General features: G+C 72.1%; 19 protein-coding genes. 13 read left to right on the forward strand and 6 right to left on the reverse strand.

All coding sequences use genetic code 11. The features are described from left to right. Positions 1-93 precede the first annotated feature (93 nt). Positions 94-474, reverse strand: a complete 381-nt coding sequence (locus tag AC07AZ_RS35755; RefSeq protein WP_478854926.1) for a SchA/CurD-like domain-containing protein — start codon at positions 472-474, stop codon at positions 94-96. A gap of 178 nt (positions 475-652) precedes the next feature. On the opposite strand from AC07AZ_RS35755, the gene AC07AZ_RS35760 reads away from it, so the two are divergent. The 13 genes from AC07AZ_RS35760 to AC07AZ_RS35820 all read left to right on the forward strand — a co-directional run bounded on the left by AC07AZ_RS35760 (position 653) and on the right by AC07AZ_RS35820 (position 10,924). After that, entirely contained in the window at positions 653-988 is a 336-nt protein-coding gene (locus AC07AZ_RS35760) for a TcmI family type II polyketide cyclase (RefSeq protein ID WP_478854927.1), read from the forward strand. Continuing rightward, a complete protein-coding gene (locus AC07AZ_RS35765; protein ID WP_356046303.1) occupies positions 985-1,419 on the forward strand; it encodes a cupin domain-containing protein in 435 nt (144 codons plus the stop codon). Before AC07AZ_RS35760 ends, AC07AZ_RS35765 begins: the two co-directional genes overlap by 4 nt. Beyond that, positions 1,416-2,702 carry a beta-ketoacyl-[acyl-carrier-protein] synthase family protein gene (locus tag AC07AZ_RS35770; protein WP_478854928.1) on the forward strand — a complete coding sequence of 429 codons (1,287 nt, stop codon included), beginning with the start codon at positions 1,416-1,418 and terminating at the stop codon, positions 2,700-2,702. Before AC07AZ_RS35765 ends, AC07AZ_RS35770 begins: the two co-directional genes overlap by 4 nt. Next, on the forward strand, positions 2,702-3,919 hold the full coding sequence (locus AC07AZ_RS35775) for a ketosynthase chain-length factor (RefSeq protein WP_478854929.1): 1,218 nt from the start codon (positions 2,702-2,704) through the stop codon (positions 3,917-3,919). Before AC07AZ_RS35770 ends, AC07AZ_RS35775 begins: the two co-directional genes overlap by 1 nt. Positions 3,920-3,953: 34 nt before the next feature. Continuing rightward, the gene (locus AC07AZ_RS35780) at positions 3,954-4,418 is read left to right on the forward strand and encodes an SRPBCC family protein (RefSeq protein ID WP_478854930.1); all 465 of its coding nucleotides are present in this window, start codon (positions 3,954-3,956) and stop codon (positions 4,416-4,418) included. A 10-nt stretch (positions 4,419-4,428) separates the two neighbouring features. After that, the gene (locus AC07AZ_RS35785) at positions 4,429-4,890 is read left to right on the forward strand and encodes an anthrone oxygenase family protein (RefSeq protein ID WP_478854931.1); all 462 of its coding nucleotides are present in this window, start codon (positions 4,429-4,431) and stop codon (positions 4,888-4,890) included. A gap of 33 nt (positions 4,891-4,923) precedes the next feature. Further along, entirely contained in the window at positions 4,924-5,679 is a 756-nt protein-coding gene (locus AC07AZ_RS35790) for an SDR family NAD(P)-dependent oxidoreductase (RefSeq protein WP_478854932.1), read from the forward strand. Continuing rightward, positions 5,679-5,993 carry an antibiotic biosynthesis monooxygenase family protein gene (locus AC07AZ_RS35795; RefSeq protein ID WP_478854933.1) on the forward strand — a complete coding sequence of 105 codons (315 nt, stop codon included), beginning with the start codon at positions 5,679-5,681 and terminating at the stop codon, positions 5,991-5,993. The genes AC07AZ_RS35790 and AC07AZ_RS35795 overlap by 1 nt, the downstream gene beginning before the upstream one ends. Further along, positions 5,983-6,306 (forward strand): antibiotic biosynthesis monooxygenase family protein, encoded by a 324-nt coding sequence (locus tag AC07AZ_RS35800; protein WP_478854934.1) that lies wholly within the window; start codon positions 5,983-5,985, stop codon positions 6,304-6,306. Before AC07AZ_RS35795 ends, AC07AZ_RS35800 begins: the two co-directional genes overlap by 11 nt. A 94-nt stretch (positions 6,307-6,400) precedes the next feature. Then, positions 6,401-7,264: an NAD(P)-dependent oxidoreductase gene (locus AC07AZ_RS35805; protein ID WP_478854935.1), complete on the forward strand. Its 864-nt coding sequence runs from the start codon at positions 6,401-6,403 to the stop codon at positions 7,262-7,264. A gap of 24 nt (positions 7,265-7,288) precedes the next feature. Continuing rightward, entirely contained in the window at positions 7,289-8,959 is a 1,671-nt protein-coding gene (locus AC07AZ_RS35810; RefSeq protein WP_478854936.1) for an FAD-dependent monooxygenase, read from the forward strand. Next, a complete protein-coding gene (locus AC07AZ_RS35815; protein ID WP_478854937.1) occupies positions 8,956-9,318 on the forward strand; it encodes an antibiotic biosynthesis monooxygenase family protein in 363 nt (120 codons plus the stop codon). The genes AC07AZ_RS35810 and AC07AZ_RS35815 overlap by 4 nt, the downstream gene beginning before the upstream one ends. A gap of 46 nt (positions 9,319-9,364) precedes the next feature. Further along, positions 9,365-10,924 (forward strand): multicopper oxidase family protein, encoded by a 1,560-nt coding sequence (locus AC07AZ_RS35820; protein WP_478854938.1) that lies wholly within the window; start codon positions 9,365-9,367, stop codon positions 10,922-10,924. Between the two features lie 142 nt (positions 10,925-11,066). Here AC07AZ_RS35820 and asnB read toward each other — a convergent pair whose 3' ends face one another. The 5 genes from asnB to AC07AZ_RS35845 form a co-directional block, all read right to left on the reverse strand. Continuing rightward, entirely contained in the window at positions 11,067-12,923 is a 1,857-nt protein-coding gene (gene asnB / locus AC07AZ_RS35825; protein WP_478854939.1) for an asparagine synthase (glutamine-hydrolyzing), read from the reverse strand. 79 nt (positions 12,924-13,002) lie between these two features. Further along, positions 13,003-14,622: an FAD-dependent oxidoreductase gene (locus AC07AZ_RS35830; protein ID WP_478854940.1), complete on the reverse strand. Its 1,620-nt coding sequence runs from the start codon at positions 14,620-14,622 to the stop codon at positions 13,003-13,005. Between the two features lie 115 nt (positions 14,623-14,737). Further along, a complete protein-coding gene (ahcY, locus tag AC07AZ_RS35835) occupies positions 14,738-16,150 on the reverse strand; it encodes an adenosylhomocysteinase (protein WP_478854941.1) in 1,413 nt (470 codons plus the stop codon). After that, complete coding sequence (gene metF, locus AC07AZ_RS35840; RefSeq protein WP_478854942.1) at positions 16,125-17,039, reverse strand: methylenetetrahydrofolate reductase [NAD(P)H]; 915 nt, start codon at positions 17,037-17,039, stop codon at positions 16,125-16,127. The genes ahcY and metF overlap by 26 nt, the downstream gene beginning before the upstream one ends. Next, positions 17,036-19,321: methionine synthase (locus AC07AZ_RS35845; protein ID WP_478854943.1), on the reverse strand; the 2,286-nt coding region annotated here is incomplete at its 5' end. The genes metF and AC07AZ_RS35845, both read right to left, overlap by 4 nt.

A 19,321-nucleotide genomic window follows, 5' to 3' on the forward strand; every position in this document is an offset into this window, starting at 1 on the left:
GGGTGCTGCCCCCCCTCCCCTCCCTCCCCCCCCCCCCCCCCCCACCCCCCACCCCCCCCCCCCCCCCCCCCCCCCCCCCCCGCACCATGTCGTTCAGGCCGCGCCCGGCAGGTCCCGCACCGAGATCTGGGCGACCGTGTTCAGCAGGCTGCGCCGGAACGTGGCGACGAAGCCCTCCACCGTGTCCGTGTCACGGGGTTTGGTCAGATACGGCTTCAGCTTCGCCTCCACCTCGCGCACCCCGGGCTGCGTGGCCATGTGCCGGGCCACCGCCTCCAGGTCGCCGGTGTACTCGATGACCCGGACCAGCGTGTCGTCGCGCAGGAACACGGCCGTGGCCAGGATCGTGCCGGCCGCCGCGCCCCGCTCGTCGCGCACGTCGCTGCTCCTGACGCGCTTGAAGTCACCGAAGATCTCGGCGAGTTCCTTCTCGTGTCCGGGCTTGATGTCGTAGGTGATGGCTGCGAACGGCATGCCTGTTCCTCACTCGTCGGGGTCGTTCCCGCCAGCCCACCCCAGCCCGCACGAGAACCGCTCGAACCACCGCCGCGGCCCGCGGCTTCCGGCCGGTTTCGAGCCGACCTGTAGTCCGCGGTGGGACGTTCCCGGTCGACCGCTCGCGCTCACCGGTCACCGGACCAGGAGGTACACCGTGCACCGCACCCTGATCGTCGCCAAGCTCCGTCCGGACAGGACGGACGACATCGCGAAGATCTTCGGCGAGTCGGACGCCACCGACCTGCCCCACATGATCGGCGTCAGCCGCCGCACCCTGTTCAAGTTCCACGGCCTCTACTTCCACCTGGTCGAGGCCGACGACGACATCGGCCCGAACCTGTACCGGGCCCGCAGTCACCCGCTCTACGACGACATCAACACCCGGCTCGCCGAGTGTGTGGAGCCCTACGACCCCGACTGGAAGGAGCCCAGGGACGCGATGGCCGAGCCCTTCTACATCTGGACCAAGGACGGAGGACGAATCCAGTGACCACCGCCATCAGCCGTACCGTGAAGGTGTCGTCGGACGAGGTCGAGGCCAACACCAAGCGCGGGGGTGACCTCCGCGTCACGCTCAGCCCCAAGACGGTGGGCTGCACCTCGGGCTTCGGCGGCGTCATGACGCTGGAGCCCGGTGACTGGGTCACCGAGCACTACCACCCGTACTCCGAGGAGTTCCTGCACGTCGTCGACGGCACCCTGGAGATGACGCTCGACGGCCAGCCCGTGACCCTCGGGGCCGGCGACTCGCTGCTCGTGCCCATCGGGGTCCGCCACCGCCTCGTCAACACCGGCGCCGGTACCGCCCGGTGCGCCTTCCACCTGTCCCCGCTGGCGCCGCGCCCCGAGCTCGGCCACGTGGACACCGAGCAGGCGCAGCGCCCCGACCAGGCCAACCCGGACGTGGGTGGCGCGCCGTGACCCGACGGGCCGTCATCACCGGGGTCGGCGCGGTCGCGCCGGGCGGGGTGGGCCGGGAGGCGTTCTGGCGGACGCTGTCCGAGGGGCGCACCGCCACCCGGCGGATCTCGCTCTTCGACGCGGGCGCCTTCCGCTCGCAGGTCGCCGCCGAGGTCGACTTCGACCCGGCGGCCGCCGGACTGACCCCCCGGCAGATCCGGCGCATGGACCGCGCCGCGCAGTTCGCCGTGGTCAGCGCCCGCGAGGCGGTCGCCGACAGCGGCCTCGACCTGGCGTCCCTCGCCCCGGAGCGGGTCACCGTCTCCATCGGCAGCGCCGTCGGCTGCACCATGGGCCTGGAGGAGGAGTACGTCACCCTCTCCGACAGCGGCCGCAAGTGGCTCGTCGACCACGAGTACGGAGTGCCCCACCTGTACGGGTACATGGTGCCCTCCACCCTGGCCGCCGAGGTGGCCTGGGAGGTCGGCGCCGAGGGCCCGGTCGCGCTGATCTCCACCGGCTGCACCTCCGGCCTGGACTCCCTCGGGCACGCCGTGCAGCTGATCGAGGAGGGCTCCGCCGACGTCGCCGTGGCCGGCGCCACCGACGCCCCGATCTCACCCATCACGTCCGCCTGCTTCGACGCGATCCGGGCGACGACGTCGAACAACGACGACCCGGAGCACGCCTCGCGCCCGTTCGACGGCGAACGGGACGGCTTCGTCCTCGCCGAGGGCTCCGCGGTCATGGTCGTCGAGGAACGCGAGGCGGCGCTCGCCCGGGGCGCCCGCATCTACGCCGAGATCGTCGGCTTCGCGGGCCGCAGCAACGCGTACCACATGACCGGACTCAAGCCGGACGGCCGGGAGATGGCCGAGGCGATCACCGTCGCCCTGGACCAGGCGAAGCTGGACCCGACCGCCGTCGGCTACGTCAACGCCCACGGCTCGGGCACCAAGCAGAACGACCGGCACGAGACCGCCGCGTTCAAGCGGAGTCTCGGACAGCACGCGTACGACATCCCGGTCAGCTCCATCAAGTCCATGGTCGGCCACTCGCTCGGGGCGATCGGCTCCATCGAGGTCGCCGCCTGCGCCCTGGCCCTGGACCGCCAGGTGGTGCCGCCGACCGCGAACCTGAAGACCAGGGACCCGCTGTGCGACCTGGACTACGTCCCCGTCACCGCGCGCGACCACGCCATGGACGTCGTGCTCAGCGTCGGCAGCGGCTTCGGCGGGTTCCAGACCGCGATGCTGCTGGCCCGCCCGGGCTCCGCGGCGGCCGCGGCCGGAAGGAGTGCCTGATGACCGCATCCACCAGCGCCCCGGTGATCACCGGCCTCGGCATCGTCGCGCCCACCGGCATCGGCGTCGAGGACCACTGGGCCTCGGTGCTCGCCGGCAAGTCCGGCATCGGCCGCATCGAGCGCTTCGACCCGGAGAGCTACCCGGTGCGCCACGCGGGCCAGGTCCCCGGGTACGACGCCCAGGGCAACGTGCCCAGCCGGCTGGTCTCGCAGACCGACCACTGGACCCACCTCGCGTTCACCGCCGCCGAGGCCGCCCTCGCGGACAGCGGGGCCGACCTCGCGAACATCCCCGAGTACGAGATGGCGGTGGTCACCTCCTCCTCGTCCGGCGGCACCGAGTTCGGCCAGAAGGAGATGACCTCCCTCTACCGCAACGACCCCGGCTGGGTCGGCGCCTACCAGTCGATCGCCTGGTTCTACGCCGCCACCACCGGCCAGCTGTCCATCCGGCACAAGATGCGCGGCCCGTGCGGGGTGCTGGCCTGCGAGCAGGCCGGCGGCCTGGACGCCATCGGCCAGGCCCGCCGGCTCACCCGCAGGGGCGCCCGGCTGGTGGTCACCGGCGGCACCGACGCCTCGCTGTGCCCCTACGGCTTCACCGCCCAGCTGACCACCGGCAAGCTCTCCACGGTCCCCGACCCGGAGCGCGCCTACCTGCCCTTCGACGCCGAGGCGTCCGGCTACCTGCCGGGCGAGGGCGGGGCCATCCTCGTCCTGGAGAGCGCGGAGGCCGCCGCCGAGCGGGGCGCCGGCTACGGCCGGGTCCTCGGCTACGCGGCCGGCTTCGACCCGGCACCCGAGTCGGGGCGCCCGCGCGCGCTGCACCGCACGGCCGTGGCCGCGCTGCGCGACGCGGGCCTCGGCCCCGCCGACATCGACGTGGTCTTCGCGGACGCCGCCGGCCTGGTCGCCGACGACCGCGACGAGGCCGAGGCCATCGCGCGGATCTTCGGGCCGCGCGGGGTGCCCGTCACCGCGCCCAAGACGCTCACCGGCCGGCTGTACGGCGGCGGCGCCCCGCTGGACGTGGCCACCGCCCTGCTGAGCCTGCGCGAGGGCGTCGTACCGCCCACCACCGGCACCCGGGAGCCCGCCCCCGGCCTGGAGATCGACCTGGTCACCGACGAGCCGCGGGAGGTCCCGCTGCGCCACGCCCTGGTGCTGGCACGCGGCCACGGCGGCTTCACCTCGGCCCTGGTCCTGGGCCGCTGACCCGCGACACACGTATCCGACAAGGAAGTGCCCCATGGCTGGACACACCGACAACCACATCGTCATCGACGCGCCGCTGGAGCGGGTGTGGGAGATCACCAACGACGTGCCCAACTGGCCGAACCTGTTCAGTGAGTACGCCTCCGCCGACGTCCTGGAGCGCGACGGCGACACGGTGGTCTTCCGGCTCACCATGCACCCGGACGAGGACGGCCAGGTGTGGAGCTGGGTCTCGCGGCGCACCAGTTTCGCCGAGACCCGCACGGTCCGCGCCGAACGCGTGGAGACCGGGCCGTTCGAGTTCATGACCATCTTCTGGGAGTACACCGAGGAGCCCGGCGGCGGCGTCCGCATGCGCTGGGTGCAGGACTTCCACATGAAGCCCGCCGCGCCGGTGGACGACGAGCAGATGACCGCGCACCTCAACCGCAACACCAAGGTGCAGATGGAACTCATCAAGCAGAAGGTCGAGGCCGCGGTCCACGCGGTCGCCGGATGAGGGGCCGGTCGTGCTGTCCGTCCTCACTCCGCTGCTGTTGCTCCTCAACGGGCTGGCCGCGGGGGTGCTCTTCGGCACCCAGCTCGGTGGTTTCCCGTACCTCGCCTCGCTGCCCGCGGACCGCTACGTCCACGCCCACGCGTTCTTCGGGCAGCGCTACGACCCGGCTATGCCGATCTGCCTCGTCGGCACCGTGATCTGCGACGTGGTGCTGGCACTGCGCGCCGAGGAGGCCGCCGCCCGGGGCCTGTTCGCCGCGGCCGCCCTGCTCGCGGCGGCCACGGCCGTCATCTCCGTCACCAAGAACGTCCCGGTCAACCGGTGGATGCGCACCCTCGACCCGGACCACCTCCCGGCCGACTTCGCCACCCGCGACCCCCGCCACGCGTGGGGCGCCTGGAACCGCCGGCGCAGCTGGCTGACCGTGGCCGCGCTCGCCGTCAACTGCGTCGCGCTCGGCGTCCTGCTCTGAGCGTCATTTCCCACACCTGAGGAGCGTTTTCCCATGGACCTCGAACTGAGGGGCAAGAAGGCCCTGGTCACCGGCGGCACCCGTGGTGTCGGCCGCGGTGTCGTGCTCGCCCTGGCCCGCGCCGGTGTCGACGTCGTCACCTGCTACCAGCACCCGAGCGAGTACGTCACCAGCCTGGAGGAGGAGCTCAAGGAGACCGGCGGCAACCACCACGTGCTGCGCGCCGACCTGTCGCAGCCGGGCGAGATAGCCGAGCTGCTCACCAAGGTCCGCGAACTGCACGGCGACCGCCTCGACCTGCTGGTCAACAACGCGGGCGCGATCAGCCACATCCCCTACGCGAAGCTCTCCCTGGAGGAGTGGCAGCGCATCATCGCCACCAACCTCACCGGCGCCCACCTGGTCATCCAGCACGCGCTGCCGCTGCTCGGCGAGGGATCCTCGGTGATCTCCATCGGCTCCCGGGCCGTGGACGCCGGCATCCCGCTGCGCTCCCACTACACCGCCACGAAGGCCGCGCTGGTCGGCCTGAACCGCTCCCTCGCCAAGGAGTTCGGCGGCCAGGGCATCCGCTTCAACATCGTCGCCCTCGGCGTCATCGAGACCGAGCACTTCCACGAGCTGCCCTCCGACCAGAAGAAGCTGATGACCGAGCGCTACGGCGCCAAGACCGCCCTCGGCCGGCTCGGCAAGCCCGACGAGGTGGCCGGCGCCGTCCTGTGGCTGGCCAGCGACCTGTCCCGCTACGTCACCGGCAACACGATCGGCGTCGACGGGGGGATCTCCTGATGGCCTTCCGTGTGATGCTGCGCCTGGAGATCGAGCCCGGCACGGCCGCGGACTTCGAGCAGGCGTGGCTGAGCGGCACCGACGCGGTGACCGGGCACCCCGCCAACCTCGGCCAGTCGCTGTCCCGCGAGCCGGACGGCACGTACGTCATCATCAGCGACTGGGTCGACGAGCCGCGGTTCCGGGAGTTCGAGGACAGCCCCACCCACCTCGAACACCGCGCCACCCTGCACCCGTTCCGCAAGGGCGGCTCGTTCCACGTGCTGGAGGTCCTGCACTCCATCGAGGGCAAGGCGGCCGTCGATGCCCGCTGACGGCGGCGGCCAGGTCAGGGTGCTCGTGTACCAGGCGGCGCCGGACGAGGAGCGGCTCGACGCGGTCCGCGCCGCCTACCACGAGGTCAGCAAGCGGCTCGCGGGGGTGCCGGGCATGCTCGGCAACGAACTGCTGCGCAGCCCGCACGACCCCTCCGCGCTCGTGGTGATGAGCCGCTGGGAGTCGCTCGCCGCCTTCCTGGAGTGGGAGGCCGGCGCCGGGCACCGCGAGGACACCGCCCCGCTGCGGCCCTACCGCGACACCCGGACCACCGCCCCGTTCGCCGTCTACGAGGTCGACGCCGCGTACTGAACGCGCCCGCGACCCAGACCCAGGACGAACACAGACCAGGCAGAGACAGAGACACAGGCAGAGACAGAGACAGAGACAGAGAAGAGAACCCACCATGAGCAACACCCAGTTGGCCTTCATCGGCCTGGGCAACATGGGCGGGGGCATGGCCCGGCGGCTGCTCGACACCGGGCACACGCTCACCGTGTACAACCGCACCGCGAGCAAGGCCGCGCCGCTCGTCGCGGCGGGCGCGAGCCTCGCCGACGCCCCCGAGCGGGCGGCGGCGGGCCACCACCTGGTCCTGCTGAGCCTCAGCGACGAGAAGGCGGTCGACGAGGTGCTGTTCGGCCGGGTGGTGCCGGTCCTCCAGCCCGGCGCCGTCGTCGTCGACACCTCCACCGTCTCGCCCGGCTACGCCCGCACGGCGGCCGAGCGGCTCGCGGCCAGGGGGCTGCGCCGGGTCGAGGCGTGCGTCGTCGGCAACCCGCTCCAGGCCCGCAAGGGCGAACTGCGGGTGTACACCGCCGGCGACCCCGCCGACCTGTACGAGGCCCGCCCGGTGCTGGAGGCGATAGGCAGCGAGGTCGTCCACGTCGGCGCCCCCGGCACCGCCGCCAGCCTGAAACTCATCCTCAACCTGCTGCTCGGCGCCCAGGTCGCCTCGCTGTCCGAGGCCATCGCCTACGGCACCGCGGCCGGCCTGGACCGCGAACAGCTGATCAGCGTGGTCTCCGGGAGCGGCTTCAGCTCCATGGTCATGCGGTTTCGCGCTGACCTGATGCTCAAGCAGTCCTACGAACCGGCCTTCTTCCGCTCGGAGTTGATGGAGAAGGACATCCGGCTCGCCCTGGAGGCGGCCGCCCGGTACGACACCGGGATGCCGGTCCTCGCCGCCGTACGCGAGCGGTTCGCGTCCGTGGTGGCCGCGGGCGACGGGGACAAGGACGCCTCCGTGCTCGTGGAGCACCAGCCGTAGCACCAGTCGAAGGGATGTGAGGCAGTGCCCAGTACAGGCCGGAGTGCGCTCCGGAACACCGATGTCCTGGTGGCCGGCTCGGGGCCGGCCGGGCTGGCGGCGGCTCTCTTCCTCGCCGAACAGGGAGTGGACTGCTACCTGCTGGAAGGCCCGCGGGAGCGTCTCCGCCCGCCGCGCATCCTCGGCGTCCACCCCCGCGCCATGGAACTGCTGCGCTCCCTGGGCGTGGAGGAGGCGATCCGTGACCTGCCGTCGGCCCGGGCGCTGGCCCACAACTCGGGGGTGATCGCCGCGGAGTCCCTGGCCGGGCACGAACTGGGGGCCCTGGACGCCAAGTACGTGGTGGACGTCGACACCGACCTGAGCGCCCTGTCGCCGACGACCTGGTGCCTGTGCGACGAGGCCGAGCTGGAGCGGGCGCTGCGCGAGCGGGCCGAGCGCCTCGGTGTACGGCTGCGGCCGGACGCCGAACTCGTCTCCTTCGACCGGGACGGCTGGGGCGACGACGGGATCTCCGCGGTCGTCCGCGACCGGGCCACCGGCGACGAACACCGCATCAGGGCCTGCTGCCTGGTGGACGCGGGCGGCACCGGCGGCCTGGTGCGGGAGCGGCTGGGCATCGCCTTCGAGGGCCGTACCCTCGGCCACTTCGTCACGGTCCGCTTCACCGCGGACCTCACCGGCGAACTGCGGGGCCGCCGCTTCGTCATGGCCTACGTCGACAACCCGGGCGTCCGCGGCTCCCTGATGCCGCTGGACAACCGGGCCGACTGGCTGCTGCACGTACGGCACGACCCCGAGCTGGAGCCCGTCGAGTCGTTCACGAAGGAGCGCTGCGCCGACCTGGTGCGGGCCGCGACCGGCGTGCCCGGGCTCCGGCCGCGGATCGAGAGCGTCAGCCCGTGGGCCGGGGAGGCGAGGGTCGCCGAGCGCTTCCGGTCCGGGCAGGTGTTCCTGGCCGGGGACGCGGCGCACGTGATGCCGCCGAGCGGCGGCTTCGACGCGGGCACCGGCATCATCGACGCCCACAACCTGGCCTGGAAACTCGTCGCCGTGCTCGACGGCTGGGCCCACCCGGACCTCCTCGACAGCTACGACGAGGAGCGCCGCCCGGTCTGCGCGGCCACCGTCGAACAGGCCGTACTGCGGGCCCGCGACCGGGCCCGGCTGCTGGCCGCCTACCCGGACCCCGCCGACCCCGAGCTGGTCCAGGACCCGCTGGTCTGGCTGGCCGCCCGCTACCGCTCGTCGGCCGTGATGCCCTGGGACGAGGGCACCCTGCCCGGCTACGGCCTGTGGGCGGCGGAGAACGACGGCCGGCCCGGCAGCCGCGCCCCCCATCTGCGGGTGCGGTACGGCGGCGCCGAGATCTCCGTGCACGACCTGTTCGGCCGCTCCCTGGTGCTGCTGACCGGTCCGGACAACCGCCCCTGGCAGGAGGCCGTCCGCTCGATCGGCGCCGAACTGGGCACGCCCGTCCAGCTGTACGGCGTCGGCAGCGACCTGGAGGACCTCGACGACCGCTGGCCCGAGCTGTACGGCGTCACCGCGCAGGGCGCCGTGCTGGTGCGGCCCGACGGGGTGGTCGCCTGGCGCTGCACCGACGCGCCGATCTTCACCAGGACCGTACTGCGGGCCATGACCAAGCGGGTGCTCCGGCTGGACCGGCCGCCCGCGGAGAAGGGGACACCGTGAGCGACACCGCAGGGAAAGCCACCGCCGGCGGCCGGGAGCCGACGCGGGTCATCCTCCGCATGGAGGTGTATCCGGAGCTGGCCGCCGACTTCGAGCGGGTGTGGCTGTCGGTGGGCGAGAGCATCGCCCGCGAACCCGCCAACCTGGGGCAGCTGCTGGTCAGGTCCACCGAGGAGGACGGCGTGTACTACGTCCTCACCGACTGGGCCGGCGAGCGCGCCTTCCGCGACTTCGAGGTCAGCCACCGCCACACCCTGCACCGGCAGCGGCTGAAGCCGTTCCGGCGGGGCGGCGACATGGCGGTCACCGAGGTCGTGCACCGGCTCGAGCCGGTCTCCAGCGAGCCTCCGGCGGCGTGACCGAGGGTGGGGTCCGCACCGTCGGACCCCACCCGAGGACCCGCTCATGACGCCAGCCCCCCGCCTCCCGCGCCGCCGGCTCCTCCTCGGGACGGGGGCCGTCGTCGTGGCCGCGGGCGCCGGCTGGGGCGCCACCTTCCTGCACGTCTACCAGGACCGGCGACGCAGCAACGTCGGACAGCTGTCCTTCCGCAACGCCGTCCGGATACCCGGACTGCTCGCCCCCGGGCCCTCCGCCGACGGCCGCCGCCACTACCCGCTCACCCTCGCCGCCGGCACCACCGCCCTGCTGCCCGGCCGCCGTACCCCCACCTGGGGGGCCAACGGCAGCTACCTCGCGCCCACCCTGCGCGCCCGGCGCGGCGACCACCTCGCGGTCACCGTGCGCAACCGGCTGCCCGAAGCGACCACCCTGCACTGGCACGGCATGCTGCTGCCGGCCGCGATGGACGGCGGGCCGCACCAGATGATCGACCCGGGTGCCGACTGGAGCCCGCACTGGACGGTGCGCCAGCCCGCCGCCACCCTCTGGTACCACCCGCACCCGCACGGCTCGACCGGCTCGCACGTCTACCGCGGGGTGGCCGGCCTGATCATCCTCGACGACGAGCACTCCGAACGCGCCGCCCTGCCACGGGAGTACGGCGTCGACGACGTGCCGCTGGTGATCCAGGACAAGAACTTCCACTCCGACAACACCCTCGACCTCACCGAGACCCGGCTCGCCGAGTCCGTCGCCGGCGCCGACAACGTGGGGGTGCTCGGCGACACCATCCTCGTCAACGGCACCTACGACCCGCACTTCCGGGTCACCAGCCGGCGTGTGCGGTTCCGGCTCCTCAACGGCTCCAACGCGCGCGTGTACCGGCTGGGTCTCACCGACGGCCGTCCCTTCCACCTGGTGGCCACCGACAACGGGCTGCTGCCCCGGCCGCAGGCCATGGACCGGCTGCTGCTCGCCCCCGGTGAACGCGCCGAGATCGTCGTGGAGTTCGAGCCCGGCGACGAGGTCGTCCTGCGCAGCTTCGAACCCTCACTCGACCTCGGTTTCCCCACCGAGCGCTTCATGGGCGGCGACGACACCTTCGACATCATCGCCCTGCGCGCCGACCGGCGGCTGCGCCCCTCACCCGCGCTGCCCACCCGCGTCGACGGCGCCCCCGCCCCGGTCGAGGCGCCCGACGGCGCCCGCCGGCGGCACTTCGAGTTCACCGGCCTCCAGATCAACGGCAGGACCATGGACATGAACCGCGTCGACGAGGTGATCCCGGCCGGCGCCACCGAGATCTGGGAGATCGAACGCGGCGACGAGTGGATCCACGTCTTCCACGTCCACGGCGCGACCTTCCGGGTCCTGGACGTCAACGGGGAGCGGCCCCCGCCGTACGTGCGCGGTCCCAAGGACACCGTGTACCTGCACGAGTTCGGCACGACCCGGCTCGCCGTCCGCTTCGACACCCTCACCGACGCCCGCGTGCCGTACATGTACCACTGCCATGTGCTGCGCCACGAGGACGAGGGAATGATGGGCCAGTTCACCGTCGTCGAGCCCGGCACCGAGGCCGCGGCACCGCGGACCCTGGACGGCGGCGCCCACCACCACTGACCGTGGCCACCGTCCACGCGTGCGAAAGCCCCGCGGACCCTGGACGGCGCCCACCACCACTGACCGCGGCCACCGTCCACGCACGCGAAAGCCCCGGGACGCCCACCACGCGCCCCGGGGCTTTCGCGCACCCGCCGTGCGGTCAGAGGACCAGCCGGATGCCGTACCTGCGCAGCCAGGTGTTCAGCTGGATCGGCAGCTCGACGTTGGCCCGCCGCGCCCAGCGGTTGAGGCCCTCCGGGTCCTTCAGCGCGGCCCGCGCCGCCGGCACGTCGAGGAGCGGCAGCACCGGGGCCTGCGAGTCGTCCAGCAGCGCGTGCATCTCCCGGCGCAGGGCCTCCTCGTAGCCGGGGTCGAGCGTCACGGGGTACGGCGTCTTGCGCCGGTCGACCACGCTCTGCGGCAGGACGTGCCGGACCGCGGCGCGCAGCAGGCTCTTCTCCCGGCCGTCGAAGTTCTGCAGGTCCCAGGGGAGGTTGTAGGCGTACTGCACCAACCGGTGGTCGCAGTACGGCATCCGCACCTCCAGGCCCACCGCCTTGAACAGCCGCTCGGTGTGCCCGTTCTGGTTCTCCATGAAGTTGGTCAGATGCACCCAGCACAGCTCGCGCATGTGCCGCTCCTGCTCGGACATGCCGGGCAGGTGCGGTGCCTCGGACACCGACTCGCGGTAGCGCCGCGCCGCGTAGTCCAGCGGCGCCAGGTCCTTCAGCAGGGACTCGTCGAACAGTCCGCAGCCCAGGCCCTTGGAGTCGTCGCGGACCACCCCGCGGGCCACCCACGGGAAGGTGTCCATGCGCGACTCGACCGGGTCCCGGTTCCAGGCGACGCCGTGGAACAGCGAGTCGGCCGCCTCACCCGTCAGCACGACCTTCGTGTCCTGCTCGCCGACCGCGCGCGCCAGCAGGTAGAGCGAGGTGTTCATGTCCCCCAGCGGCGTCGGGTGGTCCTTGGCGCGCAGCACCTGCCAGCGCGCCACCTCGTCGCTGAGTTCCGCCGGGTCCAGGACCACGCCGGTGTGGTCGGTGTCCAGGTGGCGCACCACGTCGGCCGCGTACGGGGCGTCCGGCGACTGGCGGGTGTCGGTGGCCCGGAAGTTCTCCGAGTGCCGGGCGAAGTCCACGGTGAAGGTGCGGATGCGCCGGCCGGTCTTGCGCAGCTCCCGGTCCGCGAGGCCCACCACCCCGCTGGAGTCGAGGCCGCCGGACAGCAGCGAACCCACCGGCGCGTCGGTGCGCAGGTTGCGTTCGATGCTCTCCTCCAGCAGGCCGCGGATGGTGTCCACGGTGGTGTCCAGGTCGTCGGTGTGCTCGGCCGCGTCCACGCCCCAGTACCGGGTGCGCGTGCTCCCGCCCGCCGACACCACCAGGTGGTGCCCGGCCCGCAGCCGGTGCATCCCGCGGAACGGCGCCACGTCCGGGGTCCCGGAGTACGTGAAGATCTCCTGGAGCCCCTCCGCGTCGACCTCCGGCTGCACCTGCGGGTGCGCCAGGATCGCCTTCGCCTCCGAGCCGAACACCAGGCCGGTCGCCGTCGGGTAGTAGAGCAGCGGCTCCACGCCGAGCCGGTCGCGCACCAGGAACAGTTCCTCTCGGCGGGCGTCCCACACCACGCCCGCGAAGGTGCCCTCCAGCCGCTGCACGGCCTTGGCACCCCACTCCAGGTAGGCGTGCAGCAGCGTCTCGGTGTCGCCGCCGTGGCGGAAGCGGTGGCCGCGGCGCGAGAGGGTGGCCCGCAGTTCCTCGTGGTTGAGGATGGAGCCGCTGTGCGCGGCCACGGCCACGGTCCGGCCGTCGTGCTCCAGGGCGACCGGCTGCCGGCCGCCGCCCTCCAGGTCGAAGACCGCGAGGTGGCGGTGGCCCAGGGCGGCGCGCGGGCTCGTCCAGACGCCCTCGCCGTCGGGCCCGCGCAGGGCCATCGTCGCGGCCATGGCCAGGACGGTCCCGCGTTCCCGGGTCAGATCCCGGGACCAGTCCACCCAGCCGGTGATTCCAGACATGGTCTCTCCCTCGGTCCCTCGTCGTGGGGACGGTCGAAACGTCAGAGCTCGGTCGGGCCGCGCCGCCGCGCCGCCGGGGTCATCGGGCGAGCAACGCCTTCAGGACGTCGCCCAGTACGGCTTCGGGGGCGGGCCGGGGGCCGGGGGACCGCCAGGCGACCACGCCGTCCGGCCGTACCAGCACGGCGCCCTCGGGGCCCACGCCGTACGCCGGGCCGAAGGCGTCCGCCGGGTCGTGCAGCGTGTCACCGAGACGCAGCACCTCCAGGGCCACGCCCGCCCGCCGTGCGGCGGCCGGTGCGGCCCCGGCCCACGGTCCCGCCGCGGGGCCGGCCACCAGCACCGGGGTGCGGGTGAACAGGTCGAGGGACGACACCTCCTGCCCGTCCCGGACGAGCGGGACGTGCGGGGCGCGGGTGCCGGGCAGTCCGCGCGGGTCGCCGTTCCACACGCCGTCCGGCGCCGGACCGGCCGGATCGTGCAGTACGGCCGCCGAACGGTACTGCCAGCCGAACCAGATCTCGGTGTCGGCGTGGATCGCCGGGTCGGCCGGCGCGGGTTCCTTCTCCGCGAGCCGGGGGCGGTCCCTGGAGCGCAGCACCGCCTGTTCGACGGTGGCCGCGCACACCGGCCGGCGCTCCGGGTCGTAGCTGTCGAGCAGGCCGGGGCCGGCCTCGCCGCGCAGCACCGCGGCCAGCTTCCAGGCCAGGTTGTGCGCGTCCTGGACGCCGGTGTTGGAGCCGAACGCCCCGCTGGGCGGCATCACATGGGCGGCGTCGCCGACCAGGAACGCCCGGCCCGAGGCGAAGGCCGTGGCGGTGCGTCCGGCGGCCTCCCACGGGATCGCGCCGAGGACCTTCACCTCCAGGTCCGGCACCCCGGCCGCGGCCCGCACCAGGTCCCGGCACCGCTCGTCGGTGAACGAGGCGGCGTCCTCGGCGGCCGGGTCGAACACCACGTGCAGCAGCCAGCGCCGGGAGTTGTCCAGCGGCATCAGCGCACCGCGCACCGCGTCGTTGAACGTGTAGCACATGATGAACCGGCGGTCGCCGACCTGCTCGGCCAGGTCCGCCTCGAAGTGGATGTTCAGGAAGTGCCCGGTGGTGCCGGGCCCCTCGACGCCGATGCCGAGTGCCTGCCGCACCGGGCTGTCCGGTCCGTCGGCGCCCACCAGGTAGTCGGCCGTCAGGGTGCGCCGCTCGCCGGTGTCACGGTCCCGCAGCAGCGCGGTGACACCGTCCGCGGTCTGCTCGAACGACTCCAGCTCCGTGAAGTACGAGAACCGTGCCCCGAGTTCCTCCGCCCGCCGTCTGATCACCGGTTCGAACTCGTCCTGGTGGCACAGGCACCAGCCGGTCGGCGACAGGGCGCTCAGATCGGTCCGTACGTCCATGAAGTACTGCTCGTGCAGCGCCCCCATCTGGTGCCCGGCCAGCGACTGGGCGGCGAGCACCCCCGCGTTGCCGGCGAGCGCGCGCGCGGACTCGGTGGCCCGCACCTCCGGCTCCAGGCCGACCGAGCGCATCAGCTCCATCGCCCGCGGGTTGATGCCCCGGGCGCGGGGGTGCGGTGACATGCCGCGATGGCGTTCCACGACCACACAGGGCACCCGGTGCCAGGACAGGAACAGGGCGGTGGACAAGCCGGCCAGTCCCGCGCCTGCCACCAGCACCGGGGTGTGCTGCTGCTTCTCGGACACGTGCTTCCTCCTCGATGCGGACCGTGCGGCCCAGCGTGGTGGCCGTGGGTCGGGGCGCGATGGAGGAAGGCTGGACCAGGGCCCGCCGCCGGCTGCCGCGCGGGCGCGGTCCCGCTCAGTAGCGGTAGTGGTCCGGCTTGTACGGGCCGTCGACCTCGACACCGATGTACGACGCCTGCTCCGGACGCAGCCGGGTCAGCTTCACCCCGAGCGCGTCCAGGTGCAGCCGGGCCACCTTCTCGTCCAGGTGCTTGGGCAGCACGTACACGTCCGTCGGGTACTCGTCCGGCTTCGTGAACAGCTCGATCTGCGCCAGCGTCTGGTCCGCGAACGAGTTGGACATCACGAACGACGGATGACCCGTCGCGTTGCCCAGATTCAGCAGCCGGCCCTCCGACAGCACGATCAGCACCTTGCCGTCGGGGAACCTCCAGGTGTGGACCTGCGGCTTCACCTCGTCCTTGACGATCCCGGGGATCTTCGCCAGACCGGCCATGTCGATCTCGTTGTCGAAGTGACCGATGTTCCCCACGATCGCCTGATGCTTCATCCGGGCCATGTCCGAGGCCATGATGATGTCCTTGTTACCCGTCGTCGTGACGAAGATGTCCGCCGTCTCGACCACCTCGTCCAGCGTGGTCACCTGGTAACCGTCCATCGCCGCCTGCAACGCGCAGATCGGGTCGATCTCCGTCACGATCACCCGGGCACCCTGACCACGCAGCGACTCCGCGCAGCCCTTGCCCACATCGCCGTACCCGAACACGACCGCCGTCTTACCACCGATCAGCACGTCCGTCGCCCGGTTGATGCCGTCGATCAGCGAGTGCCGGCACCCGTACTTGTTGTCGAACTTCGACTTAGTCACCGCGTCGTTCACATTGATCGCCGGGAACAACAGCGACCCGTCCCGGTGCATCTCGTACAGACGGTGCACACCCGTCGTCGTCTCCTCCGTCACACCCCGGATCTCCGACGCGAGGGCCGTCCAGTCGAGCGGGCTCGCCTCCAGCAGGGCGCGGACCGCCGCGAGTTCCTCGTTGTCGGCGGGCGGCAGGGCGCCGGTCTTCCGATAGTCCACGCCCTTGTGGACCAGGAGGGTGGCATCGCCGCCGTCGTCCAGGATCATGTTCGGGCCGACGGCGCCCGGCCAGGTCAGCGCCTGCTCGGTGCACCACCAGTACTCCTCCAGGGTCTCGCCCTTCCAGGCGAAGACGGGGATGCCGGCGGCGGCGACGGCGGCGGCCGCGTGGTCCTGGGTGGAGTAGATGTTGCAGGAGGCCCAGCGGACCTCGGCGCCCAGGGCCACCAGGGTCTCGATGAGCACCGCCGTCTGCACCGTCATGTGCAGCGAACCGGTGACCCGGGCACCCGCCAGCGGCCGCGCCCCGGCGTACTCACGCCGGATCGACATCAGGCCGGGCATCTCGTGCTCGGCGAGGGTGATCTCCTTGCGGCCGAACTCGGCCAGGGTCAGGTCGGCGACCCTGAAGTCGGTGAACTCAGCCGAGCTGTGCTGCGGGGGCATGGACACTCCTGACGAGGTTCTGCACGGCACGGTGGATGTCGAGGGCGGCCGTGGAGCGGTTGAGGGTGATGTAGTGCAGGCCGGGGGCGCCCTCGGCGAGCAGGCGTTCGGCCATCGCGGTGGCGTGCTCGACGCCGATGCGGTGCCCTTCGGCGGGCCGGTCGCGGGCGGCCTCCAGCCGGTGCGCGAGGTGTTCGGGAAAGGCGGCGCCGCTCAGTTCGGCGAAGCGGGCTATCTGCCGGACGTCGGTGGCGGGCATGATCTCCGGGATGACCGGGGTGTCGCAGCCGGCCGCCGCGACCCGGTCGCGCAGCCGCAGGTAGTCCTCCACCCGGAAGAACATCTGCGTGATGGCGTAGTCGGCGCCCGCCCGGCACTTGGCGACGAAGTGCCGTACGTCGCTGTCCCAGTCGGGCGACCGCGGATGCATCTCGGGGAACGCGGCCACTCCGACACCGAAGTCCCCCGACTCCCTGACCAGCGTGACGAGTTCGTGGGCGTGCCGGAAGCCGTCCGGATGCGGGACCCAGGGGGCGTTGGGGTCGCCCGGTGGGTCGCCCCGCAGGGCGAGGACGTCCCGTACCCCGGCGTCGGCGTAGCGGCCGATGATGTGCCGCAGCTCGGCCACCGAGTGGCCGACCGCCGTCAGGTGCGCGAGCGGGCGCAGGGTCGTCTCCCGGGCGATGCGGTGGGTGACGTCCACGGTGCGGTCGCGGGACGAGCCGCCGGCGCCGTAGGTGACCGAGACGAAGGTGGGGGAGAGCGGTTCGATCCGCCGGATCGCCTCCCACAGGGTCCGCTCGCCCCGGTCCGTGCGGGGCGGGAAGAACTCGAAGGAGAAGGAGAGCCGGCCGGAGGCGAGGATCTCGCGCAGGGTGCCGGTGGTCATCGCTCGCTCCTCGCGTTGAAGTAGCTCGCTTCGGGATGGTGGGTCACGATCGCGTCCGTCGACTGCTCGGGGTGCAGCTGGAACTCCTCCGACAGGACGACGCCGATGCGCTCCGGCACGAGCAGCTCGCCGATCTTGGCGCGGTCCTCCAGGTTCGGGCAGGCGGGGTAGCCGAGGGAGTAGCGGCAGCCCTGGTAGGCGGTGCGGAACATGCCGTCGAGGGAGTCGGGGTCGCCGCCCGCGACGCCGAGTTCGACGCGCACCCGGGCGTGCCAGTACTCGGCGAGCGCCTCTGCCAACTGGACGGACAGGCCGTGCAGTTCGAGGTAGTCGCGGTAGGCGTCGGCCTCGAACAGCTCCGCGGTGGCGTCCCCGATCCTCGACCCGACGGTCACCACCTGGAGCCCTACGACATCGATCTCGCCGGAGTCCTCCGGGCGGAAGAAGTCGGCCAGGCACAGCCGGCGGCCGTGCCTCTGGCGGGGGAAGGTGAAGCGGGTGCGTTCGTTGCCCTGCTCGTCCAGGATGATCAGGTCGTCGTTCTTGGACACGCAGGGGAAGTAGCCGTGGACGACGGCCGCTTCGAGGAGGCCCTCGGTGTGCAGCCGGTCCAGCCAGCCGCGCAGTCTCGGCCGGCCCTCGGTTTCGATCAGGTCCTTCGTCAGGCCCCACTGACCGCGGAAGAGAGCGGTCTCGTCCAGCCAGGTGGCGTACTCCTTGAGCTGGATGCCCTTGACGACGCGGGTGCCCCAGAAGGGGGGTTGGGGGATCGGGTTGTCGGTGGCCACGTCGGAACGGACGTGCCCCTCCTCGGGCCGCTCCTCGGCCACGACGCGGGAAGTCGCCCTGGTCCGGCGCTGCTTGAGTTCGGGCAGCTTCGCTCCGGGGACGCCTCGCTTGACGCCGATGAGGGCGTCCATCAGGCGCAGGCCCTCGAAGGCGTCGCGGGCGTAGCGGACCTCGCCCTGGTAGATGTCGTGGAGGTCCTGTTCGACGTAGGCGCGGGTGAGTGCGGCTCCGCCGAGGATGACGGGGTAGTCGGCGGCGAGTTTGCGCTGGTTGAGTTCCTCCAGGTTCTCCTTCATGATCACCGTGGACTTCACCAGCAGACCCGACATGCCGATCACGTCCGCGCGGTGTTCCTCGGCCGCTTCCAGGATCGCCGAGACGGGCTGCTTGATACCGAGGTTGACCACCGTGTAGCCGTTGTTCGACAGGATGATGTCGACCAGGTTCTTGCCGATGTCGTGGACGTCGCCGCGCACGGTGGCCAGCACGATGGTGCCCTTGCCCTCCGCGTCGGACTTCTCCATGTGCGGCTCCAGATGCGCCACGGCCGTCTTCATCACCTCGGCCGACTGCAGCACGAACGGCAGCTGCATCTGCCCCGACCCGAACAGCTCACCGACCACCTTCATGCCCTCCAGCAGCGTCTCGTTGACGATGTCGAGCGCCGGCCGGGCCTGGAGTGCCTGGTCGAGGTCGGCCTCCAGGCCGTTCTTCTCCCCGTCGATGATCCGCCGCTTCAGCCGCTCCTCCAGCGGCAGCGCGGCCAGCTCCTCGGCCTTGCCCGCCTTCAGCGACGTCGTGGTGGCGCCCTCGAACAGCTCCATCAGCCTCTGCAGCGGGTCATAGCCCTCCGAGCGCCGGTCATGGATGAGATCCAGCGCGGTGGTGACCTGCTCCTGGGAGAACCGGGCGATCGGCAGGATCTTCGAGGCGTGCACGATCGCCGAGTCCAGCCCCGCCTTCACGCACTCCTCCAGGAACACGGAGTTGAGCAGCACCCGGGCGGCCGGGTTCAGCCCGAAGGAGATGTTCGACAGGCCCAGCGTGGTCTGCACCCGCGGGTGACGGCGCTTGAGTTCACGGATCGCCTCGATGGTGGCGACGCCGTCCTTGCGGGACTCCTCCTGGCCGGTGCAGATGGTGAAGGTCAGACAGTCGATGAGGATGTCCGCCTCGTGCACGCCCCAGTTCGTCGTCAGGTCGGTGATCAGGCGTTCGGCGATGGCGACCTTCGTCTCGACGGTGCGGGCCTGGCCCTCCTCGTCGATGGTCAGCGCGATCAGCGCCGCCCCGTGCTCCCGCGCCAGCGCGGTGACCTTCGCGAACCGTGACCCGGGCCCGTCACCGTCCTCGTAGTTGACCGAGTTGATGACCGCCCGTCCGCCCAGTTTCTCCAGGCCCGCCCGCAACACCTCGACCTCGGTGGAGTCCAGCACGATCGGCAGCGTCGAGGCCGTCGCGAAGCGACCCGCGAGTTCCTCCATGTCCGCCAC

The organism is Streptomyces sp. NPDC043878, from assembly GCF_056435735.1.